This window comes from Synechococcus sp. Cruz-7E5 (assembly GCF_024345995.1).
Taxonomy (GTDB): domain Bacteria; phylum Cyanobacteriota; class Cyanobacteriia; order PCC-6307; family Cyanobiaceae; genus Regnicoccus_A.
Window position 1 is genome coordinate 234998 of sequence record NZ_JAGQCE010000002.1, and the last position, 17928, is coordinate 252925.

Sequence of the window (17928 nt, forward strand, 5' to 3'; positions counted from 1 at the left end):
AGACGCTGAAGTGTAAGCAGTGATGGGAGCTTCAACACCTGGGCCCTGAGTTCAGGGGCGCCGCTCGGCCATCAGGCGCACGAACCGGCCGAAGTGGTGATCCGCGTCGTGGGGGCCGGGGCTGGCCTCGGGGTGGTACTGCACTCCGAATACCGGCTGATGGCGATGGCGCAGGGCCGCCACGGTGCGGTCGTTGAGGTTGTGGTGGGTGATCTCCACCAGGTCCTGGGGCAGGGAGCTGGCATCGAGCGCGAAGCCGTGGTTCTGGCTGGTGATCTCCACCAGGCCATCGCCGCCACAGGGATGGTTCAGGCCGCGGTGTCCGTAGGCGAGCTTGAAGGTGCGCCCGCCCAGGGCCAGGCCCAGAATCTGGTGGCCCAGGCAGATGCCGAACACCGGCAGATCGGCGTGCCCGAGCAGATCCCTGGCCAGGGCGATGCCTTCCGCCACCGCCGCCGGATCGCCAGGGCCATTGGAGAGGAACACCCCCTCCGGCTCCAGCGCCAGTACTTCGCAGAGGCTGGCGCTGGCTGGAAGCACCGTGACCGCGCAGCCATGGGCCGTGAGCCGCTCGAGGATGGCCCGTTTGATGCCGAAATCGATGGCCACCACCTGATAGGGCTTCTCCGGCGAGGGTTGCAGGCGCTGATCGAAACCGGTGGCGCAGAGTTGCTGCCAGGGGTAGGCGCTGGGGGTGCTCACCTGCGCAGCCAGGTTGAGTCCCTCCATCGAGGGGCTGCGCCGCACCAGCTCCAGCAGCTCGCGGGCAGAGGTGCCATCGCTGCAGATCACGCCGTTCATGGCACCCCGCTCACGCAGGTGGCGCACCAGGGCGCGGGTGTCCACCCCGGCGATGCCCACCACCCCGTGGGAGGCGAGCCAGCTGGGCAGGTCACCCCGGCTGCGCCAGCTGCTGGGGGTGGGCGCCAGCTGGCGGGCGATCACGCCGCGCACGTGGGGGGCATCGGCCTCCTGATCCTCCGGGTTGACGCCGGTGTTGCCCAGTTCCGGGTAGGTGAAAGTCACCAGCTGACCGGAGTAGCTGGGATCGGTCATCACCTCCTGATACCCCGTCATGCCGGTGTTGAACACCACTTCGCCGATGGCGGTGCCCCGCGCCCCGAAGGCCGTGCCCCGCAGCAGGGTGCCATCGGCCAGCACCAGCACGGCCTCGTTGGCAGCCGGGCTGGCGCCGGCAGGGTCGGTGGTGCTGGCCGAAGCCGGGGCTGCAGCGCTCAAGGGGGAATGCTCAGGTGAATCGATCATCTCCCAGGCGGCGCTCAGCTGTCTGAAGACGGCCCCTGCAGGGCCGCTCTGAGCTGCTCGAGCCGTTGCCAGGGGGCCTCGCCGCTGAGGGCCACGAGGGCCTGCTCCAGCCCCTCCGGCACTGAGTCGGCCAGCCCGGCAGCCCAGAGCACCAGGGCCGTGTTCAGGGCCACCACCTCACGTTGGGGGGCGCTGCCCTGGCCGCGCAGCACGGCTTCGAGGATGCGGCGGTTGGTCTCGAGATCTCCGCCGGCCAGTGCCGAGAGCGGGGCCAGCTCCAGGCCCAGCTCCTGGGGGTCGACCTCCAGGGCACGCACCGTGCCCCCCTCCACCAGCCGCAGCTGATTGACCCCCGCCAGGGAGGCCTCATCCAGGCCGCCGTGGCCATGCACCACCACCGCTCGCTCCAGCCCCAGCCGCGCGAGGGCATCGGCCATCGGCTCCAGCAACTCCGCTTTGGCCACCCCCAGCACCTGCGCTTCCGGCCGCATGGGATTCACCAGCGGGCCGAGCAGGTTGAAGACGGTGCGCACTCCCAGGCGCCGGCGCACGGGGGCAAGTTCCACCAGCGCCGGATGCCAGCCAGGGGCAAACAGGAAGGTGACCCCGCTGCTGGGCAGGGCGGCCACCACCGTATGGGGATCGGCCTTGAGATTGAGGCCGATCGCTTCGAGCACATCGGCCGAGCCCACCTTGCCGCTGGCACTGCGGTTGCCATGCTTGGCCACCGTCGCGCCACAGGCAGCCGCTACGAACGCCACGGCCGTGGAGATATTGAAGGTGTCGGCCCCGTCGCCGCCGGTGCCGCAGGTGTCGACCAGCTTCAGGGGCGGGCGCTCGCCGGGCAGGCAGGCGGCCTCCCGCAGCACCCGTGCCATCGCCGCCAGTTCCTCGCCGCTCAGCCCCTTGCAGCGCAGCGCCGCCAGCAGGGCACCGGTGAGTTCGGGTTCCAGGCTCCCCGACAACCAGCCCTGCATCAAGGCCGTGGCCTGCGGCTCCGAGAGCGCCTGGCCCTGCAGCAGCTGCTCCAGCAGGGTGGGCCAGGGGGAGGGAGCAGCCATCGGTGCGAGAGGGAGGTAAAAGAGGCGCGGTTAGGGAGGCCCGGTCAGAAAAAAGCCCGGGTGCGAGGCACGCCGGGCCGGGTGATGGGGAATCTCCACTATCTCCCCCTGCGCCGCTCGGTTGCGGCCAGCCACGGCACTGACCGGGCCCTTGCTCACCGTTCGTTACCCCTCGGTCGAGGCGGTGTCGAAGCCACTGCCCACCGCCTCGGCACCCACCACGGCTCCAGGCCTGTAGCCCTTCGCCCAGATGGCGCGAGTGCGCTGATGCAGCTCCTCCAGGCTCAGGCCCCAGAGACGCAGGGTCTTGCTGAGATCCTCCTGCAGGTCATCGGCGCCGGGAAAGCCGTCGTATCGGTTCAGCAGCCTGGCCAGATCCGTCAGCTGGCCGTCGCTGGGCTGCTGGGCCGCCAGCAGGCCGTCCACCAGCTCACGGTCGGTGGCATAGAGGGGATGGGCCTGGGAGCGGGCGGCGGAGCCGTCGGACGGGGCCATGAGGCAAATCCTTAGGTTGGGTCCATCTGCTCCGCATCATGGCCGCCATTCGTCTGGGCCTGATCTGGCGCTACCTCCGCCCCCACCGGCGCGAGGTCTACTTCGGTGTCATCGCCCTGGTGGTGGTGAACCTGCTGAGCGTCAGTATTCCGCTGCTTGTCAGAGGCGTCATCGACGACCTCCAGGACGGTTTCGCCGCCTCGATGGTGCTGCGTCAGGCAGGGCTGATCGTGCTGCTCGCCAGCGTGATGGCGGCCGCCCGCCAGACCTCGCGCATGCTGGTTTTCGGCGTCGGCCGGCAGGTGGAGGCCAACCTGCGCCAGCGCCTGTTCGATCACATGCTGCGCCAGGAGCCGGGCTGGGTTCAGGCCACCGGCAGCGGTGAAGTGATCAGCCGCGCCACCAGCGATGTGGAGAACGTGCGCCGGCTGCTGGGCTTCGCCGTGCTCAGCCTCTCCAACACGGCTCTGGCCTATGCCCTCACCCTGCCGGCGATGCTGGCGATCGACCCTTTGCTCACCCTGGCGGCGGTTGGGCTCTATCCGGTGATGCTGATGGTGGTGCGCCTGTTCGGCGGCCGGATGATGCGTCAGCAGAGGCGCCAGCAGGAGGCGCTCGGCAGCCTCAGCGACCTGATCCAGGAAGACCTCTCCGGCATCAGCGCCATCAAGATCTATGGGCAGGAGGACCACGAGCAGGGGGCCTTCTCCCGCCGCAACGACCTCTACCGCGATGCGGCGTTGTCCCTGGCCCGGACCCGCAGCACGCTCTTCCCGCTGCTGGAGGGCATTTCCTCGATCAGCCTGCTGCTGTTGCTGGCCCTCGGCAGCGGCCAGCTCGAGAGCGGTCGGCTCAGCATCGGCAATCTGGTGGCCCTGATCCTGTTCGTGGAGCGGCTGGTGTTCCCAACCGCCCTGCTGGGCTTCACTCTCAACACCTTCCAGACCGGCCAGGTGAGCCTGGAGCGGGTGGAGGAGCTGCTGGCGCGGCAGCCGCGGGTGGTTTCGCCGCCCGTGCCCCAGGCGCCGGCCAGGGTCGGCCGCGGGGCGGTGGAGGCCCGGGGGCTGAGCGTGCGCTACGACGGCGCCCAGCGCGATGCCATCAAGGAGGTGAGTTTCCAGTTGCGGCCAGGAGAACTGGTGGCGCTGGTGGGCCCGGTGGGCTGCGGCAAGACCACCCTGGCCCGGGCCCTGGGGCGGATGGTGGAGGTGCCCGAGGGGCAGCTGTTCCTCGATGGGGTCGATGTCACGGCCCTCAGCCTCGATGACCTCCGCCGCCAGGTGGCTCTGGTGCCCCAGGAGGGCTATCTGTTCACCGCCACCCTGGCCGACAACCTGCGCTACGGCGACCCGGAGGCCGACGACGCCCGGGTGGAGGCGGCCGCCCAGCAGGCCCGCCTCGCCGGCGACATCCGCGGGTTCCCCGATGGCTACCAGACCCTGGTGGGGGAGCGGGGCATCACCCTCAGCGGCGGTCAACGCCAGCGGGCGGCTCTTGGCCGGGCCCTGCTGGTCTCAGCTCCCCTGCTGGTGCTTGACGACGCCCTGGCCAGCGTCGATAACAACACGGCCGCAGCGATTCTTGATTCGATCCGTGCAGAAAAAGGGCGCACGATTCTGATGATCAGCCACCAGCTCTCAGCCGCCGCCGCCTGTGACCGGGTGCTGGTGATGGAGGACGGCCGTCTGGTGCAGCAGGGCCATCACCAGGAGCTGGTGGCGATCCCCGGCACTTACCGGCGCCTGTGGGAGCGGGAGCAGGCGGAGGAGAGGCTGCAGCAGGTGGTCTGATTCGCACGAGTTGTTGAACAGCACAGACAAGCTCACGGGGAGGGGCTTAGCTGAGGCAGATCCCGCGAGGACGATGGAGAACCCCAAGGGCTACAACCTGCGCTGCACGCTCACCTTCGGCGACATCTACGGCCAGGTGCTGGTCTGGATGCTGGTGATTTTCGTGAGTCTGGCGGCGGGGCTGGCTCTGATGGGCTCCAGCAAGCCGATCTTCGCCCTGGTGGGGGTGGGCGTGATCCTGGTGCTCTCTCTGCCCTTCCTGCTGTTCGCTTTCACCACCACCCTGCTCAACCACATCGCCCTCGATCCTTCACCGGCCACGGATCGCGCTGCTTAGGCTCTGAGTCTTGATCAAGCGGCAATGTTCGGACTCTTCAACCAGGCCCTCGGCGGGGCCAAGGGCCGAATCGTTTCGGCTGATGAGGCCCTGCCGGGGCGCGACACCCCGATCCCCACGGCCCGCACGCACGTAGTCCTGGGAACCCCCCTGCAGGCGCCGCTGCAGCCCGGCCAGGAGGAGGCCTTTTTCGGCTGCGGTTGCTTCTGGGGGGCGGAAAAGGGCTTCTGGCGACTGCCCGGTGTGATCACCACAGCCGTGGGCTACTGCGGCGGCCACACCCCCAATCCCACCTATGAGGAGGTCTGCTCCGGCCGGACCGGCCATACCGAAGCGGTGCGGGTGGTGTGGGACACCGATCAGGTGGGCTTCGCCGATCTGCTCAAGCTGTTCTGGGAATGTCACGACCCAACCCAGGGCATGGCCCAGGGGAACGACAGCGGCAGCCAGTACCGCTCGGCGATCGTGACCAGCACCGAGGCCCAGGCCGAGCTGGCCCGCGCCAGCCGCGATCACTACCAGCAGCAGCTCAGCGCCGCCGGCTTCCCGGCGATCACCACCGAACTGCTGGCCGGCAAACCCTTCTACTTCGCCGAAACCCACCACCAGCAGTACCTGGCCCGCCCCGGCTGCCGTCCTTACTGCTCCGCCCGCCCCAGTGGTGTGCGCCTCACCCCCTTCCCTGGTGCCAGCTTCCTGTTGCCCGAAACGGTCTGGGCGCAGTACGACTGGAGCATTCAGCACTGCGTGCTGCGCAGCTCCAACGAACCGATCCTGGTCTGAGCTAAGGAATCACCCCCCCCTGGCGTCGCGCAGCATCATCGCCATCCGCTGCAGCAGCTTCCAGCCGATCACGCCGTTGGCTTCCACGAGCGGCCTGAAGTCCCAGTAAGTGAGCCCCCAGCAATCGAGGCGGCTGGCGGCGGTGATGGTCGCCATGCGCGGGCCCTCGTCGATCAGGGCGATTTCACCGAAGTAATCCCCCTGCCGCAGGACCGAATGGGGTTTGCCCCGAATCGTGACGCTGGCCTCGCCCGCCTCGATCACGTAGAAGGCTGCGCCGCCCGAGCCCTCCTGGATGATCGTTTCCCCGGCCTCGAAATCCCGTTCCTTGAACAGCAGGGCGATCTGGCCGATCTCGCCTTGGTCGAGGTCGTGGAACAGGGGGACGCGCTTGAGCACATCGATCGGGGCACCGCGCATTCAGGATCCGGCTGTGGTGATCGCACGGCACTGAAGCAGATGGAGCGTGCCGCGCTCGAAGGCCCACTCCAGATCGCGTCCGGGCCCGAACACCTGCTCGCAGAGGCCGGCCAGGCGGCTGAGGGCCTCCAGCTGGCTGTCCTCAAGGCAGAAGCGCTCCACCAGCTCGGGAGGAAGTTCCACCTCCACGGTGCCGCCGCCGGCGACGGGACGGATCGCCACTGTCTTGTATCCCGCTCGGCGCTCGCGCACCTGGCCCTGACGGCTCAGGCAGACGTGGTCGGGAATCACCAGGCCGGCCACCACCGCTTCCCCCAGACCCCAGCTCGCCTCGATCACCCGTTCATCGGCACCGCTGATGGGATTGCGTGTGAACAGCACACCGGCCGTGTCGGGGGCCAGCAGCTTCTGCACCACCACCCCCACGCTCGGGCGGGAGAACAGCCCCACCTTCTTGCGGTATGTGATGGCGGCGTCGGAATTCGCCGACCACCAGATCTCGCGCAGAGCCTCCACCAGCTCGCCCACTGAGGGCACATTGAGCAGGGTCTGGTGCTGGCCGGCAAAACTGGCGGAGGCTCCGTCCTCGTCGATGGCGGAGGAGCGCACCGCCAGCGGACCGGTCAACGGCGCCAGGTCCCGCACCAGTGTGGCGATGGCGGTGTCATCGGCGGCGGCCACCGCATCCACGAACGCTCCGGAGAGGGCGAAGCCCGGGGGCACCGGCAGGCCATCCCGCAGGGCCTGACCCAGGCTCACGGCCTTGGCACCGAAGGCGGCCAGCTCGCTGGCCTGCTCGAGCGCGACGACTCCGTTCATGGCAGGACCGTGACCTCGCCGGCCGTGCCGTCGACCCGCACCCGCTGGCCATCGTTGAGGCGCCGGCTGGCTTCGCGGGTTCCGACCACCCCGGGGATTCCGTACTCCCGTGCCACGATCGCCGAGTGGGACAGCAGTCCGCCCCTGTCGGTCACGATCCCGCCGAGCAGGGGCAGCAGGATGTTGAAGGCCTCCGTGGTGGATTGGGTCACAAGCACGTCACCCTTCTGGATCCGATCGAACTCCGAGGGGTGCGACACCCGCCGGACCGGGCCCTCGTAGATGCCGGGACTGGCAGCCAGGCCCCGTAGCAGGTGCTGCTCGTGGCTGGCCTCGGAACTTCCGAACAAGGCCTGCAGCGCCAGGCCGCTGGCCTGCATCATCCGTGCGGCGGCCGGTGGCAGGGTGGAGGGATCCGGCGGTGGCGGTGGCGTGGGCCCCAGGCTGGGGGGAGCATCGTGCGCGTCGTGGGCCCCGCGATAGGCAGCGCGCTCCGCCAGGTCATCAGCCGACGGAGCGCCGTCGCCCTCGGCTGAAGGCGCTCCCAGGAGGGCAAGCATCTCGGTGAAACCGGCATCCACGATATGGCCCGGATCGTGCAGCAGCCCCCTTTCCGCCAGGCGGCGTCCGGCCGCCTGGGCGGCCCGGCGCATCAGTCCCGACGCCCAGATGTCGCTGAACACGCCCCGTTCATCCCGGATCGGATAGGTGAGGCGAGCCTCGGCCAGCAGCGCATCGAATGCGTCGCGGTGGGCTTCAGGCACCAGGGCGCGCACCTCGGCGCTGCGATCGGTGCGGGTGGACGGGGAGGCAGCGGCCGTCAGGGCGGCGCGGATGGCCCGCAGCAGCACGTCGGGCAACTCCAGAGCACGGGGGTTGGTGATGTCGAAGCCATCGAGCAGGCGATTGCCCACCAGATCCAGATAGGCCGCCATCGCGAGGCCCGTACGCCCATCGCGCGTCCGCAGTGCCGCCATGGTGGCGGTGGGATCGTCCGTGGACTCGAGGGCTTCGCGGGCCGGGGGATCCAGTTGCAGCGCGGCGATCAGCTCGGCCAGCTCATCGGACGCCCCGGCCGACACTGGCGAGCTGCCACGCATCAGTCCGAGCAGTTCCCCGGCGGGCAGTCCGGTCCAGGCTCCGGCGTGGGCCAGGAAGTCGCCGGTGGGAACGATGGCTGCCGCTGTGTAGCGCATGTGCTGGGCCAGCATCGCGGCGTGGTGGTCGCGGCAGCGCTGCAGGTACCCGGCGAGGTCGTCGTCGCTGAGCGCGTCCGGGTCCACCGTCTGGATCTGTCGGTGGGCCGCGATCGCCGCCGGCTTCACGGTGTCGTTCCACTCCTCCAGCTGCTGGCGCCAGAACTTCTCTCCGAACACCTCCTCGGCGCGCCGGAAACGTCCTGGCAGCTCGGCTTCGGCCAGGGGGGTCACCCTCCGGTAGGCGAAGCCATGCACATAGGCCATCTCCAGAGCCTCGAACAGCAGGCCGTAGGCGCTGGCGAAGTCGGCGGTGCCGCTGCGGAATGCGGCCGGATGGATCTCCCTCCAGTAGCGGCTCACGGGGCGGGGGAAATGAACGGGGTCGAGTTCCCAGAACCCTTCCCCCGGCAGCGAGAAGACAAGCTCTCTGGCGTGTGCTGGAGACATCGGTGAACCGGTTGGATCAGGCGAAGGCATCAGTTTCACCCAGTCATCAACCCTTCATGCCGGTGACGCCAGCATGAGCCACGGTCGGTTGGTAGCCCCACGTTGAGCTTGAGTTCCGGGCGCACCCACAGCTGTTCCCTCTCCCGGCAGATCCCAGAGCAGGTGCCAGAGCTCCGCCGGTGCCGCTGCCCGAGGAATCGGTAGACAGTCCGGACACCAGCAGTTGGAGAATGCGTCCCGGCACCTGGGCCATGGCCTGCAGGAGAGTCAGGGCGCTACTTCCTCCCTTTTTGCTGTTCAGCAGGCGGACGATCAGCACCACCCCGAAGCTCAGCCGGATCAATCTCGTCATGAGAAAGACGCCACGCCGTGCTGCAGCCAGCAGCTGTCACCGCCAGAAGCGGGCCAGCAGCCGACCTCCGGCTTCCACAGCCAGAGCCAGCAGCTATGTGGTGATGCTCACGCAACATGCTTTCAGAACGAAGCCAGATCTGGAGTCCGAATGAGCTGGCTGGAGCCAAGCAACCTGCTGCTGCTGGCCTGCGCCCTGATCTACGCCCTGATCGGGGAATGGGTCGACGCCGGCATCCTGCTGGTGTTCGTGCTGGGCATCAGCCTGCTCGATGCCGTCCAGCAGCAACGCAGCAGCCGCGCCCTGGCTGAACTGGCCAGGCTTTCGGCGCCCCGCGCCCGGGTGCTCCGGGCTGGCAGGACGCTCGAGCTGCCGGTCGAGCAGGTGCGTCTGGGTGATCTGCTCCGCCTTGAGGAAGGCGATCGGGTGGCAGCCGATGCCGAGCTCACCGAGGGGGTGGGGTTGTGGCTGGATGAGTCCCTGCTGACGGGTGAATCCCTGCCGGTCGCCCGCTCCATTCCCGGTGAGCGGATCCTGGCGGGTTCACTGGTGGCGGGCGGCCGCGGCTGGGCGGAGGTGACGGCCGTGGCCGATGCCACCGAACTGGGCCGGCTCGGCAGCAGCCTGGCCACGGTGCAACCGCCGCCGACCCGTCTGCAGCGCCAGACCCGTCGCCTCACCGGGCGCCTCACGGTTCTGGCGCTGGGGCTCTGCGCGGCCCTGGCGGTGATCCAGGGAGCGATCAGCGGCGACTGGCCCCAGGCCCTGCTCGCAGCCCTGGCCCTGGCCCTGGCGGTGCTGCCCAACGAAATTCCCGTGGTGCTGGCTCTGTTCCTGGCCCTCGGCGCCCTGCGCCTGGCCCGGATCGGGGTGCTGGCCCGCTGGCCGGCGGCGGTGGAGAGCCTCGGCAGCGCCACGGTGCTCGCCGTCGACAAGACCGGCACCCTCACCGAGAACCGGATGGGGGTGCAGCAACTTCTTACCTGGCCAGGGCTGGAGGGCTGGAGTGCCGGGGAGACCCTGGAGGAACCCTTTCACGGTCTGGTGGAACTGGCGGTGCTGGCCAGCCGCGGCGATCCTGTGGATGCGATGGAACTGGCGATCCAGCGCCTGGCTGCCTACCATCTCGGCGGCACCGAACACCTCCATCCCGACTGGCCCCTAGAGCGCGAATACCCGCTGCAGAGTGATCTGCTGGTGTTCTCCCGCCTGTGGCGGGACGGCAAGGGCTGCCTGCAGCTGGCGGCCAAGGGGGCACCCGAGGCGATCGCCGATCTCTGCCACCTCGATGGTGGGCAGAGCTCCGCACTGCTGGCCGCTGCCGATGCACTCGCCGCCAGGGGGCTGCGGGTGCTGGCGGTGGCACGAGGGCTCGATGGCGCGCCGGTGCACGACGGGCAGCCGTTGGCGAGCAGCGGTGCTCTGCCAGACGATGCGCATGGCTACCTGTTCGAGCCGGTGGGGTTTCTGGCTCTGGCGGACCCGCTGCGCTCGGATGTGCCGGCGGCGATCGCCACCGCGCGGAGTGCCGGCGTTCGCGTGGTGATGATCACGGGAGACAGCCCCGTGACGGCCCGCTCGATCGCCGATCAGGCTGGCTTGCCGCGGGGTCCGGTGCTGAGTGGTCAGGAACTGGAAGCCCTTTCACCGCAGGCGCTGGCTGCCTCCATCCGCGAGGTGTCGGTGTTTGCCCGGGTGATGCCCCAGCAGAAGCTGCAGCTGGTGCGCGCCCTGCAGGCTGCCGGTGAGGTGGTGGCGATGACCGGCGATGGCGTCAATGACGCTTCGGCCCTCAAGGCCGCCGACATCGGCGTGGCGATGGGCAAACGCGGCACCGCCGTAGCGCGTGAATCCGCCGATCTGGTGCTGCTGGGCGACGACTTCAGCGATCTGGTTGGGGCCCTGGAACTGGGCCGCCGCGTCGACGCCAACCTGCACCGGGCCCTCGGCTACACCCTCGCCATTCACCTGCCGATCGCAGCCCTGGGCCTTGTGCCGCTGCTCAGTGGCCAGGCGCTGATCCTGCTGCCGGTGCACATCGCCCTGCTGCATCTGGTGATCGATCCGGCCTGCACGGTGGTGTTCGAGGCGCTGCCGCCCGCTCCGGGCCTGATGCGGCAACCGCCCCGCCCGCCGGAGGCGCCCCTGTTCGGTCCTGAGATCTGGCACCGGGCCCTCAGCCAGGGAACGGTGCTGGTGGTGGCCGCCCTGGTGCTGGCCTTCTGGCCCGACACCGACGCCGAATCACGCCGCAGCCTGGTGTTCTCGCTGCTGCTGCTCGCCGGTGGGGGTCTGGTGTGGCTCAACGGTGATCCCAGTGAAGCGATCACCGCCGTCGGTCCCTGCATCGGCATCGGCCTGTGGCTGTTGGTGCTGGCTCTCCCGAGCCTTCAGCAGCTGCTGAACCTGGCGCCCCTGCTGCCGGCCCAGATCCTCATACTGTTGGCCATCACGGTGATCGCCCTGCTGCTGGCCTGGCAGCTGGCCCCCCATCCAGCCGCTGAGCATTCGCCTTGAACCGGCCATGGCCCGTCCCTACCAACCCTCCCTGCTGCGGCTGCTGCATGGAACCACCGCCGCCGGCGTGCTGCTGCCGCTGGCCATGGCGATCGGCACCGGCAAGCTGATGCAGGAGGACTGGTTGCGGCAGGGAAACCTGAGCCAGCTCGTCTACAGCCTCCATCTGATCGCCTGGGGCGTGATGGCGATGGCGGTTCTGGCCCATCTGGCCGGGGTGCTGGCCCGAGGTGGTTGGCCGCTGGCCGGCTCGATGGCCAGCCTGAGGCTCAAGGCCGGTGATCGACCCGCTGACTGGCCCCGTCAGCTGGCGAAGGCAGTTCGGCGCTCTGACCCACCAGCTCGGCGCTGATCTCCCAGAGTGCCTCGGCCAGGCTGTCATCTAGGGCTTCAGCGCTTGGTTCGGTCAACTCGAAGCGCAGGCGGCCCAGACCCACCACCCGGTTGCTGCGGTAGCTGAAGCCTGGGCTGCTGTGGACATCAGCGCTGGCGAGCTCTGCCAGCAGCCCTCCGGCGAGCTCAACCGTTGCGGTGATGCGCAGCAGGTCACGGGCCACCAGGGCAAACAGGCGTTGGCCCCATTCGTTATGGCGGCGGCTGTAGCGGAAAAAGCCGCCGCTCCCTGGCGGGATCACCAGGCCCGGGCTCCAGGCAAGCACCGGCATCGGTGTGCCGCGCCCCCGCAGGCGCCGCTCCAGTTCGCGCGCGAACAGGAGGTTGCAGAGCTTGCTGTCCTTGTAGGCCTTGTCCGCATCAAACGGCAGGCCGCCAGCCACCATCTCGAAGCCCGAGCCAGCCCTGAGGCCGGCCAGATCGCCCAGGCCAGCTGGCTGGCCGACCCGGCCACCGGCTGCGGCGGGGTCATGCACCTCCGAGGCGGTGACCACCAGCCGAGGGGCCTGGCTGCCATCGAGCAGGGGAAGCAGCTGCTGGGCAAGGGCCTGGTGGGCGAGGTGGTTCACCGCGATGGTGAGTTCATGGCCCTGGGCCGATCGCCTCGGCTCGGAGCCGCCGCTGTACTGGAGACCGGCGTTGAGCACGAGGCTGTCGATCGGTTCACCGAGCCCGAGCAGTTCGGCGGCGCAGCGCTCGACGCTGGCCAGATCGGCCAGGTCACAGACCGGCGTGCGCGGTGATGGCCCCGCAGGCTCGTCTTGCTCGAGTCGCGCCAGCGTGGCCTCAGCCGTGGCCGGATCCCGGCACGGCAAGGTGAGCTGGTGGCCGGCGCGGCGCAGCTGCAGGGCAGCCTGATAGCCGATGCCGGAGCTGGCGCCGGTTAGCAGGATGCGCCTGGAGGTGTGGGCGGGAGTGGAGCTGGGCGTCATGCCTTTCACCCTATGCAGATCATGCCGCGGGCTCCGCCGCACGCAGCGATCGAGCCTGCTGGAGTGATCAGCTCTCAGTGATCGGTGCCATCCCGATAGCGTTGATTGAGGGGTTGCTTTCGCCCTGTTCGGTGCCATCCTCCGTTCGCTGATCCATGGCTGAACCTGCCCTCACCCTCCTTTTCGACGGGGCCTGCCCCCTCTGCCGGCGCGAGGTGGAGAGCCTGCGGGCCCGTGATCAGGGGCGGGGCCTGATCCGCTTCGTCGATATCGATGCGGCCGACTACGACCCGGTGGCCCATGCAGGGATCAGCTACCGGGAGGCCATGGGACGCATCCGCGCCATCAGCGCTGACGGCCGTGTGATCAAGGATGTGGCCGTCTTCCGGGAGGCCTACCGGGTGGTGGGCTGGGGCTGGCTTTACGCCCCCACCGCCTGGCCGTTGATCGGGCCGCTGGTCGATGCGCTCTATGGGCTCTGGGCCCATTGGCGGCTGCGGCTGACCGGCCGGGGCGACCTCAACGCGCTCTGCGATCTGCGGGGGTGCTGAAGCGCTTCAATCCCGTGCTCGAGCCGGTGCAGATCGTCTGGTTCAAACGGGATCTGCGGGTGGCCGATCACCAGCCGCTGCTCCAGGCCAGCCGCCTTGGTCCGGTGCTGCCGCTGCTGGTGGTGGAACCAGAGCTGTGGCAGCAGAGCGATGCCTCGGCGCGCCAGTGGGCCTTCTGCGCCGAGAGCCTGGCGGAGCTCAGGCAGGCCCTGGCGGAGCTGGGTCAGCCGCTGGTGGTGAGGATCGGGCCGGCGCTGGAAGTGCTGGAGCGGGCCCGCCGCCAGTTCGCCATTGCCGGGCTCTGGAGCCATCAGGAAACCGGCAACGGCTGGACCTATGCCCGCGACCGGCAGGTGGCCCAGTGGGCCCTGAGCCATGGCATCACCTGGACCCAGATTCCCCCATTCGGTGTGATCCGCCGCTTGCGCAGCCGCAACGGCTGGGCGCGCCGCTGGGAGGAGCGCATGGCCGAGCCGCTGGCGCCGCCGCCGCCGGATCTGCCGTGCCTGGGGGGCCTGGATCCCGGTCCCATTCCCGCCGCCGCCGAGCTGGGTCTGGCGCCTGACCCCTGCCCGGGCCGTCAGCTCGGGGGGCGGCAGCAGGGACTGGCCGTTCTGGAGAGTTTTCTGAGCGAGCGCGGCTCTCGCTACCACCGTGAGCTCTCCAGCCCGCTCACGGCCTATGAGAGCTGCTCGCGCCTGTCGCCCCACCTCAGCTGGGGCACCCTGTCGATGCGGGAGGTGGTGCAGCGCAGCCGCCGCCTCCGCAAGGCGCCCCTGGGCTTCGAGGCGCGGCTGCACTGGCACTGCCATTTCATCCAGAAGCTCGAATGCCAGCCGGATCTGGAGTTTCGCGAGCTCCATCCGCTCACCGCCGGCCTGCGCAGCAGCGACCCCGAGCGCCTGGCGGCCTGGGCCGAGGGGCGTACCGGACTGCCGTTCGTGGATGCCTGCATGCGGGCCCTGATCGCCAGCGGCTGGATCAATTTCCGCATGCGGGCGATGCTGATGTCGGTGGCCAGCTACCAGCTGTGGTTGCCGTGGCGCCAGAGCGGGCTGCACCTGGCCCGCCTGTTCGTCGATTACGAACCGGGCATCCACTGGAGCCAGTGCCAGATGCAGTCGGGCACAACGGGCATCAACACGATCCGGATCTACAACCCGATCAAGCAGGGTCTCGAGCACGATCCCAACGGTGATTTCATCCGCCGCTGGCTGCCGGAACTGCGCAACGTGCCGGCCGTTCACATTCATGAGCCGTGGACGATGGCGCTGGTCACCCAGCAGCGCGTCGGCTGCGTGCTCGGGCTGCACTACCCGCTGCCGATCGTGGAGCCCGCCGCCGCAGCCCGCCAGGCCAGGGAGAGGATCTGGGCGCGGCGTCAGGAGCAGGGCTTCAAGGAGCTGGCCGATGCGATCCAGAGCAGGCACGGCTCCCGCCGCTCCGGCCTGGCGGCCAGTGGCGGGCGGCGGCAGCGGCCAGTGGCGGCCAATGCCGCCGGTGATCAACAGCTGCAGCTCAGCCTGCAGCTCGAACCTGATTCGGCCTGACCCTGTGCAGCTGAAGCGGCCGTCGCTTCGCCGGGATCAGCCCAGAAAGGGATCCAGGAAGCTGAGCGGCCTGGCCATCGTTTCGGAGAATCCGAGAATGCCGCGGTCCCGGTAGCTGTACAGAAGCCTGTCATCGGCCTCCAGCAGGAAGGTGCCGCCCCGCTGGGTGAGGAAGTCGTCGCGGGGCACGTAGGTGCGCCAGTGGCCCAGCACTTCGCTCATGTTGCGCAGCCGCACCGTGGCCAGCTCGAAGGGCCGCTGGAAGCCACGGCCGCCCGCCTTGGCAAAGAAGGAACCCTGGATCGGCGGCAGGGGCCCCGCCTGGATGGTCTCGTCGTCGGCGATGCGCTGGGGCGCGCTGCGATCGCCCGTGTAGCCCCGCAGCACCTCGGTCAGGGTGCCGGGGGAGCCGATCCCGGCGCACATCAGCAGCAGGTTCGGCCAGGGGCCGCCGATCTGCCGCAGGCCTTCGTAGAGCCCCAGGGCCCGATGCAGCTGCGGTTCGGCGTCCACCTGCAGCCGCTCGCTCGGAAAGCCTGTGAAGGCGCAGAAGCGCTGACGGCTGGCCTCATCACCGATGCCGATCGCCAGCACGGCGATGCCGGCGGCCTCCAGCTGCGGCCAAGCGGCCACCAGGGCCTGGGCGTATTCAATGCTGTCGAAATCGCCCAGCTGGGGGAACAGCAGCACCAGGCGACGGCGGCCCATCCCCATCCCCTCCACCTCCGCCAGCCGCTCCAGCAGCGCGGCGGGTGCAGCCGGCCGGGGCCGGGGCTCACTCTCCGTTGGTTTGGTCACAGGCAAGGGCTCGCTCACAGGGAGGGGTCGGTCACGGTTGGAACCATCGTCGCCCGCTCCAGGAACGCCTCCGCGGCGGAGTTCAACCCCTGCCGCCGCTGGGGATCCATCCGCTCCAGCAGGCGCACCATCATCGAGAGCCGGGGGTTGGCACGAAAGAACTCCTGGTTCCGGTCGATGAAGCGCCAGTAGAGACCGTCCCAGATCGCGCACCAGGGCCCCTTCCTGAAATCGCCCATCTTCAGGATGTAGTTGGAGCCGCAGATGTAGGGCTTGGTGGCGAAGAGGCCGCCATCGCTCATCAGACCCATGCCATAGACGTTCGGGCCCATCACCCACTCATAGGAATCCAGATAGCGCTCCATGAACCAGCGGTGCACCTCGCCGGGATGGATCTCGCAGAGCAGCATCAGGTTGCTGATCACCATCAGCCGCTCGATGTGGTGGTTGTAGCCGAGGCGGTTCAGCCGCTCGATCGCGGCATCCAGAGGCGGCAGGCCGGTGTTGCCCTCGCTCCAGCAGGGGGCCAGGCGGCGCCGATGGTTCCAGAAGTTGCTGCTCGCCTGGCGCTGGCCGTGCACCAGGTCGATGCCGCGCACGAACTCGCGCCAGCCGATCACCTGGCGCAGGAAGCCCTCCAGCGAGGCGATCGGCAGCGGTTGAGCGCTCTCCTGCCGGGTCTTGGCATGGTGAAGCGTGGCCTCGATCACCTCGGCGGGCGTGAGCAGGCCGATGTTGAGCAGGGGAGAGAGCAGGGAGTGATTCAGGGTCCCGTGCTGCACACTCAGCGCGTCTTCGTAGGGGCCGAAGTCATCGAGCCGCTCGATCAGAAACTGCTGCAGCCAGGCTTGGGCCCCGGCGTGGTCGAAGGGAATCCAGAGCGGCCCCAGCTCTCCGGGGTGATCGGCGAAGTGGTTGGCGATCAGCGCCCGCACCGCAGGTTCATGGGGGCTGGCCGCCATCACCGGCAGAGGTGGTTCCCTGTAACCCTTCGGCAGCTTCCGGCGGTTGTCCACGTCGAAGCTCCAGCGGCCGCCGCTGGGGCTGCCGTCGGCTTCGAGCAGCAGCCCCAGGCGCCGCCGCTGGCGCTCGTAGAAGGTTTTCATGAAGGGGCGCCGCCGTCCCTCGAACCAGGCCCGGCTCTCGGCCCCAGATTCCAGGAAGGCGGGTGACGGCAGCACCGTGAGCTCCAGCGCCTGCTCCTGGCAGAACCGCTCCAATCTCACCGCGAAGCTCCGGTCGGCGATCTCCGCCACCCGCAGCTGCTTGGCCCCGTCCAGTTCAAGCGCCAGCCGCTCCCAGAAGGGCACCGCCGCCGAGACCGGCAGCTCGAAGTAATGCACCAAGACACCCCGCTCGATCAGGGCGTCGCGGAAGCTGCGCATCGCCACGAAGGTGTGCAGCAGGCGCAGCTGGTGGTAGCGGTAAGCGGACGCCACCGCCAGGTCTTCGATCATCAGCACTTTGCTGCCGGCAGCCAGTTCCAGCGGCGAGGCGGTGAACCACTGGCGGTGCAGTTGGTCGCCAAGGATCAGGGTGAAAGTCACAGGGTCATGGCCATGACGTCGGTGCCAGCGTCAGCGCAAGGCACTGGGCTCAATCCCGTTGGCCAGGGATGAACCACGGCAATTCCGTCAGGAGCTTTCGGGCGTGAGCGATGAATTCCAGAGGCAAAGACACACGAAAGCCCGGACGGCTTAAGTCGTCCGGGCTTGAGCAGCTCGACTTGTAAGCCTGGGTTCAGCCCAGACCAATCTGGGAAAGAATGCTCTGGCCTGTGAGCAATTCAGTTGCAAGGCCGATGACGAAGCCGAGCATGGCCATGCGGCCATTCCAGGTTTCAGCAAAGGCAACGAAACCAAAACGGGAGGTGGAGTCAGCCATGGGTGGAATGGAACTTCTTGAAACTTAACACAATTTTGACTGTGTGCTGGGTTCAGTGGTGGCGGTTGCGACCCAGGGGCTCGATCCACTGCTCGCGGACCGTGTCGTGGCGCAGCTTGGCTGCGGGGAGCCTGCAGCCAAGCTGGATGTCGCCCTGATCGAGCAGGCGCCCAAGCCGCAGCGCGGTGGCTTCCTCCACCCGGGAGAAGTGATCCTGCTGATGGGTGAGCCAGGAGAGCTCGTTAGGCGTGATGACTCCGCTGGAGAGCGATTCGAGAAAGAGCTGGCCGACCGTCATGGCTCTTGTAACGGAACATGAACATCCTGTCGCGTC

19 protein-coding genes are annotated in these 17928 nt (G+C 68.7%); 7 read left to right on the forward strand and 12 right to left on the reverse strand.

What is annotated here, in order from left to right; translation table 11 throughout:
* Positions 1-51: 51 nt before the first annotated feature.
* From carA to KBY77_RS03935, 3 genes are all read right to left on the reverse strand, one after another.
* The gene (gene carA, locus KBY77_RS03925; protein ID WP_255102273.1) at positions 52-1266 is read right to left on the reverse strand and encodes a glutamine-hydrolyzing carbamoyl-phosphate synthase small subunit; all 1215 of its coding nucleotides are present in this window, start codon (positions 1264-1266) and stop codon (positions 52-54) included.
* Positions 1267-1280: 14 nt separating this feature from the next.
* The gene (trpD, locus tag KBY77_RS03930) at positions 1281-2327 is read right to left on the reverse strand and encodes an anthranilate phosphoribosyltransferase (RefSeq protein ID WP_255102274.1); all 1047 of its coding nucleotides are present in this window, start codon (positions 2325-2327) and stop codon (positions 1281-1283) included.
* 165 nt (positions 2328-2492) lie between these two features.
* Positions 2493-2822 (reverse strand): DUF3288 family protein, encoded by a 330-nt coding sequence (locus tag KBY77_RS03935; protein WP_255102275.1) that lies wholly within the window; start codon positions 2820-2822, stop codon positions 2493-2495.
* 38 nt (positions 2823-2860) lie between these two features.
* On the opposite strand from KBY77_RS03935, the gene KBY77_RS03940 reads away from it, so the two are divergent.
* The 3 genes from KBY77_RS03940 to msrA all read left to right on the forward strand — a co-directional run bounded on the left by KBY77_RS03940 (position 2861) and on the right by msrA (position 5732).
* Positions 2861-4612: an ABC transporter ATP-binding protein gene (locus KBY77_RS03940; protein ID WP_255102276.1), complete on the forward strand. Its 1752-nt coding sequence runs from the start codon at positions 2861-2863 to the stop codon at positions 4610-4612.
* A 73-nt stretch (positions 4613-4685) separates the two neighbouring features.
* Positions 4686-4949, forward strand: a complete 264-nt coding sequence (locus KBY77_RS03945; RefSeq protein ID WP_255102277.1) for a hypothetical protein — start codon at positions 4686-4688, stop codon at positions 4947-4949.
* Between the two features lie 24 nt (positions 4950-4973).
* Positions 4974-5732 (forward strand): peptide-methionine (S)-S-oxide reductase MsrA, encoded by a 759-nt coding sequence (gene msrA, locus KBY77_RS03950; RefSeq protein WP_255102278.1) that lies wholly within the window; start codon positions 4974-4976, stop codon positions 5730-5732.
* Positions 5733-5741: 9 nt separating this feature from the next.
* Here the strand turns inward: msrA and KBY77_RS03955 are convergent, their stop codons facing one another.
* The 4 genes from KBY77_RS03955 to KBY77_RS03970 are packed head-to-tail and all read right to left on the reverse strand — an operon-like array spanning position 5742 to position 8969.
* Positions 5742-6152: a cyclic nucleotide-binding domain-containing protein gene (locus KBY77_RS03955; RefSeq protein ID WP_255102279.1), complete on the reverse strand. Its 411-nt coding sequence runs from the start codon at positions 6150-6152 to the stop codon at positions 5742-5744.
* Entirely contained in the window at positions 6153-6971 is an 819-nt protein-coding gene (locus KBY77_RS03960) for a PEP/pyruvate-binding domain-containing protein (protein ID WP_255102280.1), read from the reverse strand.
* Positions 6968-8617: a PEP-utilizing enzyme gene (locus tag KBY77_RS03965; protein ID WP_255102281.1), complete on the reverse strand. Its 1650-nt coding sequence runs from the start codon at positions 8615-8617 to the stop codon at positions 6968-6970. Before KBY77_RS03965 ends, KBY77_RS03960 begins: the two co-directional genes overlap by 4 nt.
* Positions 8618-8663: 46 nt before the next feature.
* Positions 8664-8969 carry a hypothetical protein gene (locus KBY77_RS03970; RefSeq protein WP_255102282.1) on the reverse strand — a complete coding sequence of 102 codons (306 nt, stop codon included), beginning with the start codon at positions 8967-8969 and terminating at the stop codon, positions 8664-8666.
* Positions 8970-9119: 150 nt separating this feature from the next.
* Here KBY77_RS03970 and KBY77_RS03975 point away from each other — a divergent pair, with 150 nt between their 5' ends.
* Together KBY77_RS03975 and KBY77_RS03980 are read left to right on the forward strand one after the other, a co-directional pair.
* The gene (locus KBY77_RS03975; RefSeq protein WP_255102283.1) at positions 9120-11486 is read left to right on the forward strand and encodes an HAD-IC family P-type ATPase; all 2367 of its coding nucleotides are present in this window, start codon (positions 9120-9122) and stop codon (positions 11484-11486) included.
* A gap of 7 nt (positions 11487-11493) precedes the next feature.
* Entirely contained in the window at positions 11494-11838 is a 345-nt protein-coding gene (locus KBY77_RS03980; RefSeq protein WP_255102284.1) for a hypothetical protein, read from the forward strand.
* Here the strand turns inward: KBY77_RS03980 and KBY77_RS03985 are convergent.
* Entirely contained in the window at positions 11756-12811 is a 1056-nt protein-coding gene (locus KBY77_RS03985; RefSeq protein WP_255102285.1) for an SDR family NAD(P)-dependent oxidoreductase, read from the reverse strand. The two genes, KBY77_RS03980 and KBY77_RS03985, sit on opposite strands and share 83 nt — an antisense overlap.
* 155 nt (positions 12812-12966) lie before the next feature.
* Here KBY77_RS03985 and KBY77_RS03990 point away from each other — a divergent pair, with 155 nt between their 5' ends.
* Positions 12967-13362: a thiol-disulfide oxidoreductase DCC family protein gene (locus KBY77_RS03990; RefSeq protein WP_255102286.1), complete on the forward strand. Its 396-nt coding sequence runs from the start codon at positions 12967-12969 to the stop codon at positions 13360-13362.
* A complete protein-coding gene (locus KBY77_RS03995) occupies positions 13356-14912 on the forward strand; it encodes an FAD-binding domain-containing protein (protein WP_255102287.1) in 1557 nt (518 codons plus the stop codon). The genes KBY77_RS03990 and KBY77_RS03995 overlap by 7 nt, the downstream gene beginning before the upstream one ends.
* Before the next feature lie 36 nt (positions 14913-14948).
* Here KBY77_RS03995 and KBY77_RS04000 read toward each other — a convergent pair whose 3' ends face one another.
* The 4 genes from KBY77_RS04000 to KBY77_RS04015 all read right to left on the reverse strand — a co-directional run bounded on the left by KBY77_RS04000 (position 14949) and on the right by KBY77_RS04015 (position 17892).
* Positions 14949-15626, reverse strand: coding sequence for a peroxiredoxin-like family protein (locus KBY77_RS04000; RefSeq protein ID WP_255102461.1), 678 nt, complete (start codon positions 15624-15626; stop codon positions 14949-14951).
* A gap of 98 nt (positions 15627-15724) precedes the next feature.
* A complete protein-coding gene (locus KBY77_RS04005) occupies positions 15725-17257 on the reverse strand; it encodes a cryptochrome/photolyase family protein (protein ID WP_255102288.1) in 1533 nt (510 codons plus the stop codon).
* Positions 17258-17450: 193 nt separating this feature from the next.
* Complete coding sequence (locus tag KBY77_RS04010; protein ID WP_094555642.1) at positions 17451-17594, reverse strand: chlorophyll a/b-binding protein; 144 nt, start codon at positions 17592-17594, stop codon at positions 17451-17453.
* A gap of 52 nt (positions 17595-17646) precedes the next feature.
* The gene (locus KBY77_RS04015) at positions 17647-17892 is read right to left on the reverse strand and encodes a hypothetical protein (RefSeq protein WP_255102289.1); all 246 of its coding nucleotides are present in this window, start codon (positions 17890-17892) and stop codon (positions 17647-17649) included.
* Between the last annotated feature and the right edge of the window lie 36 nt (positions 17893-17928).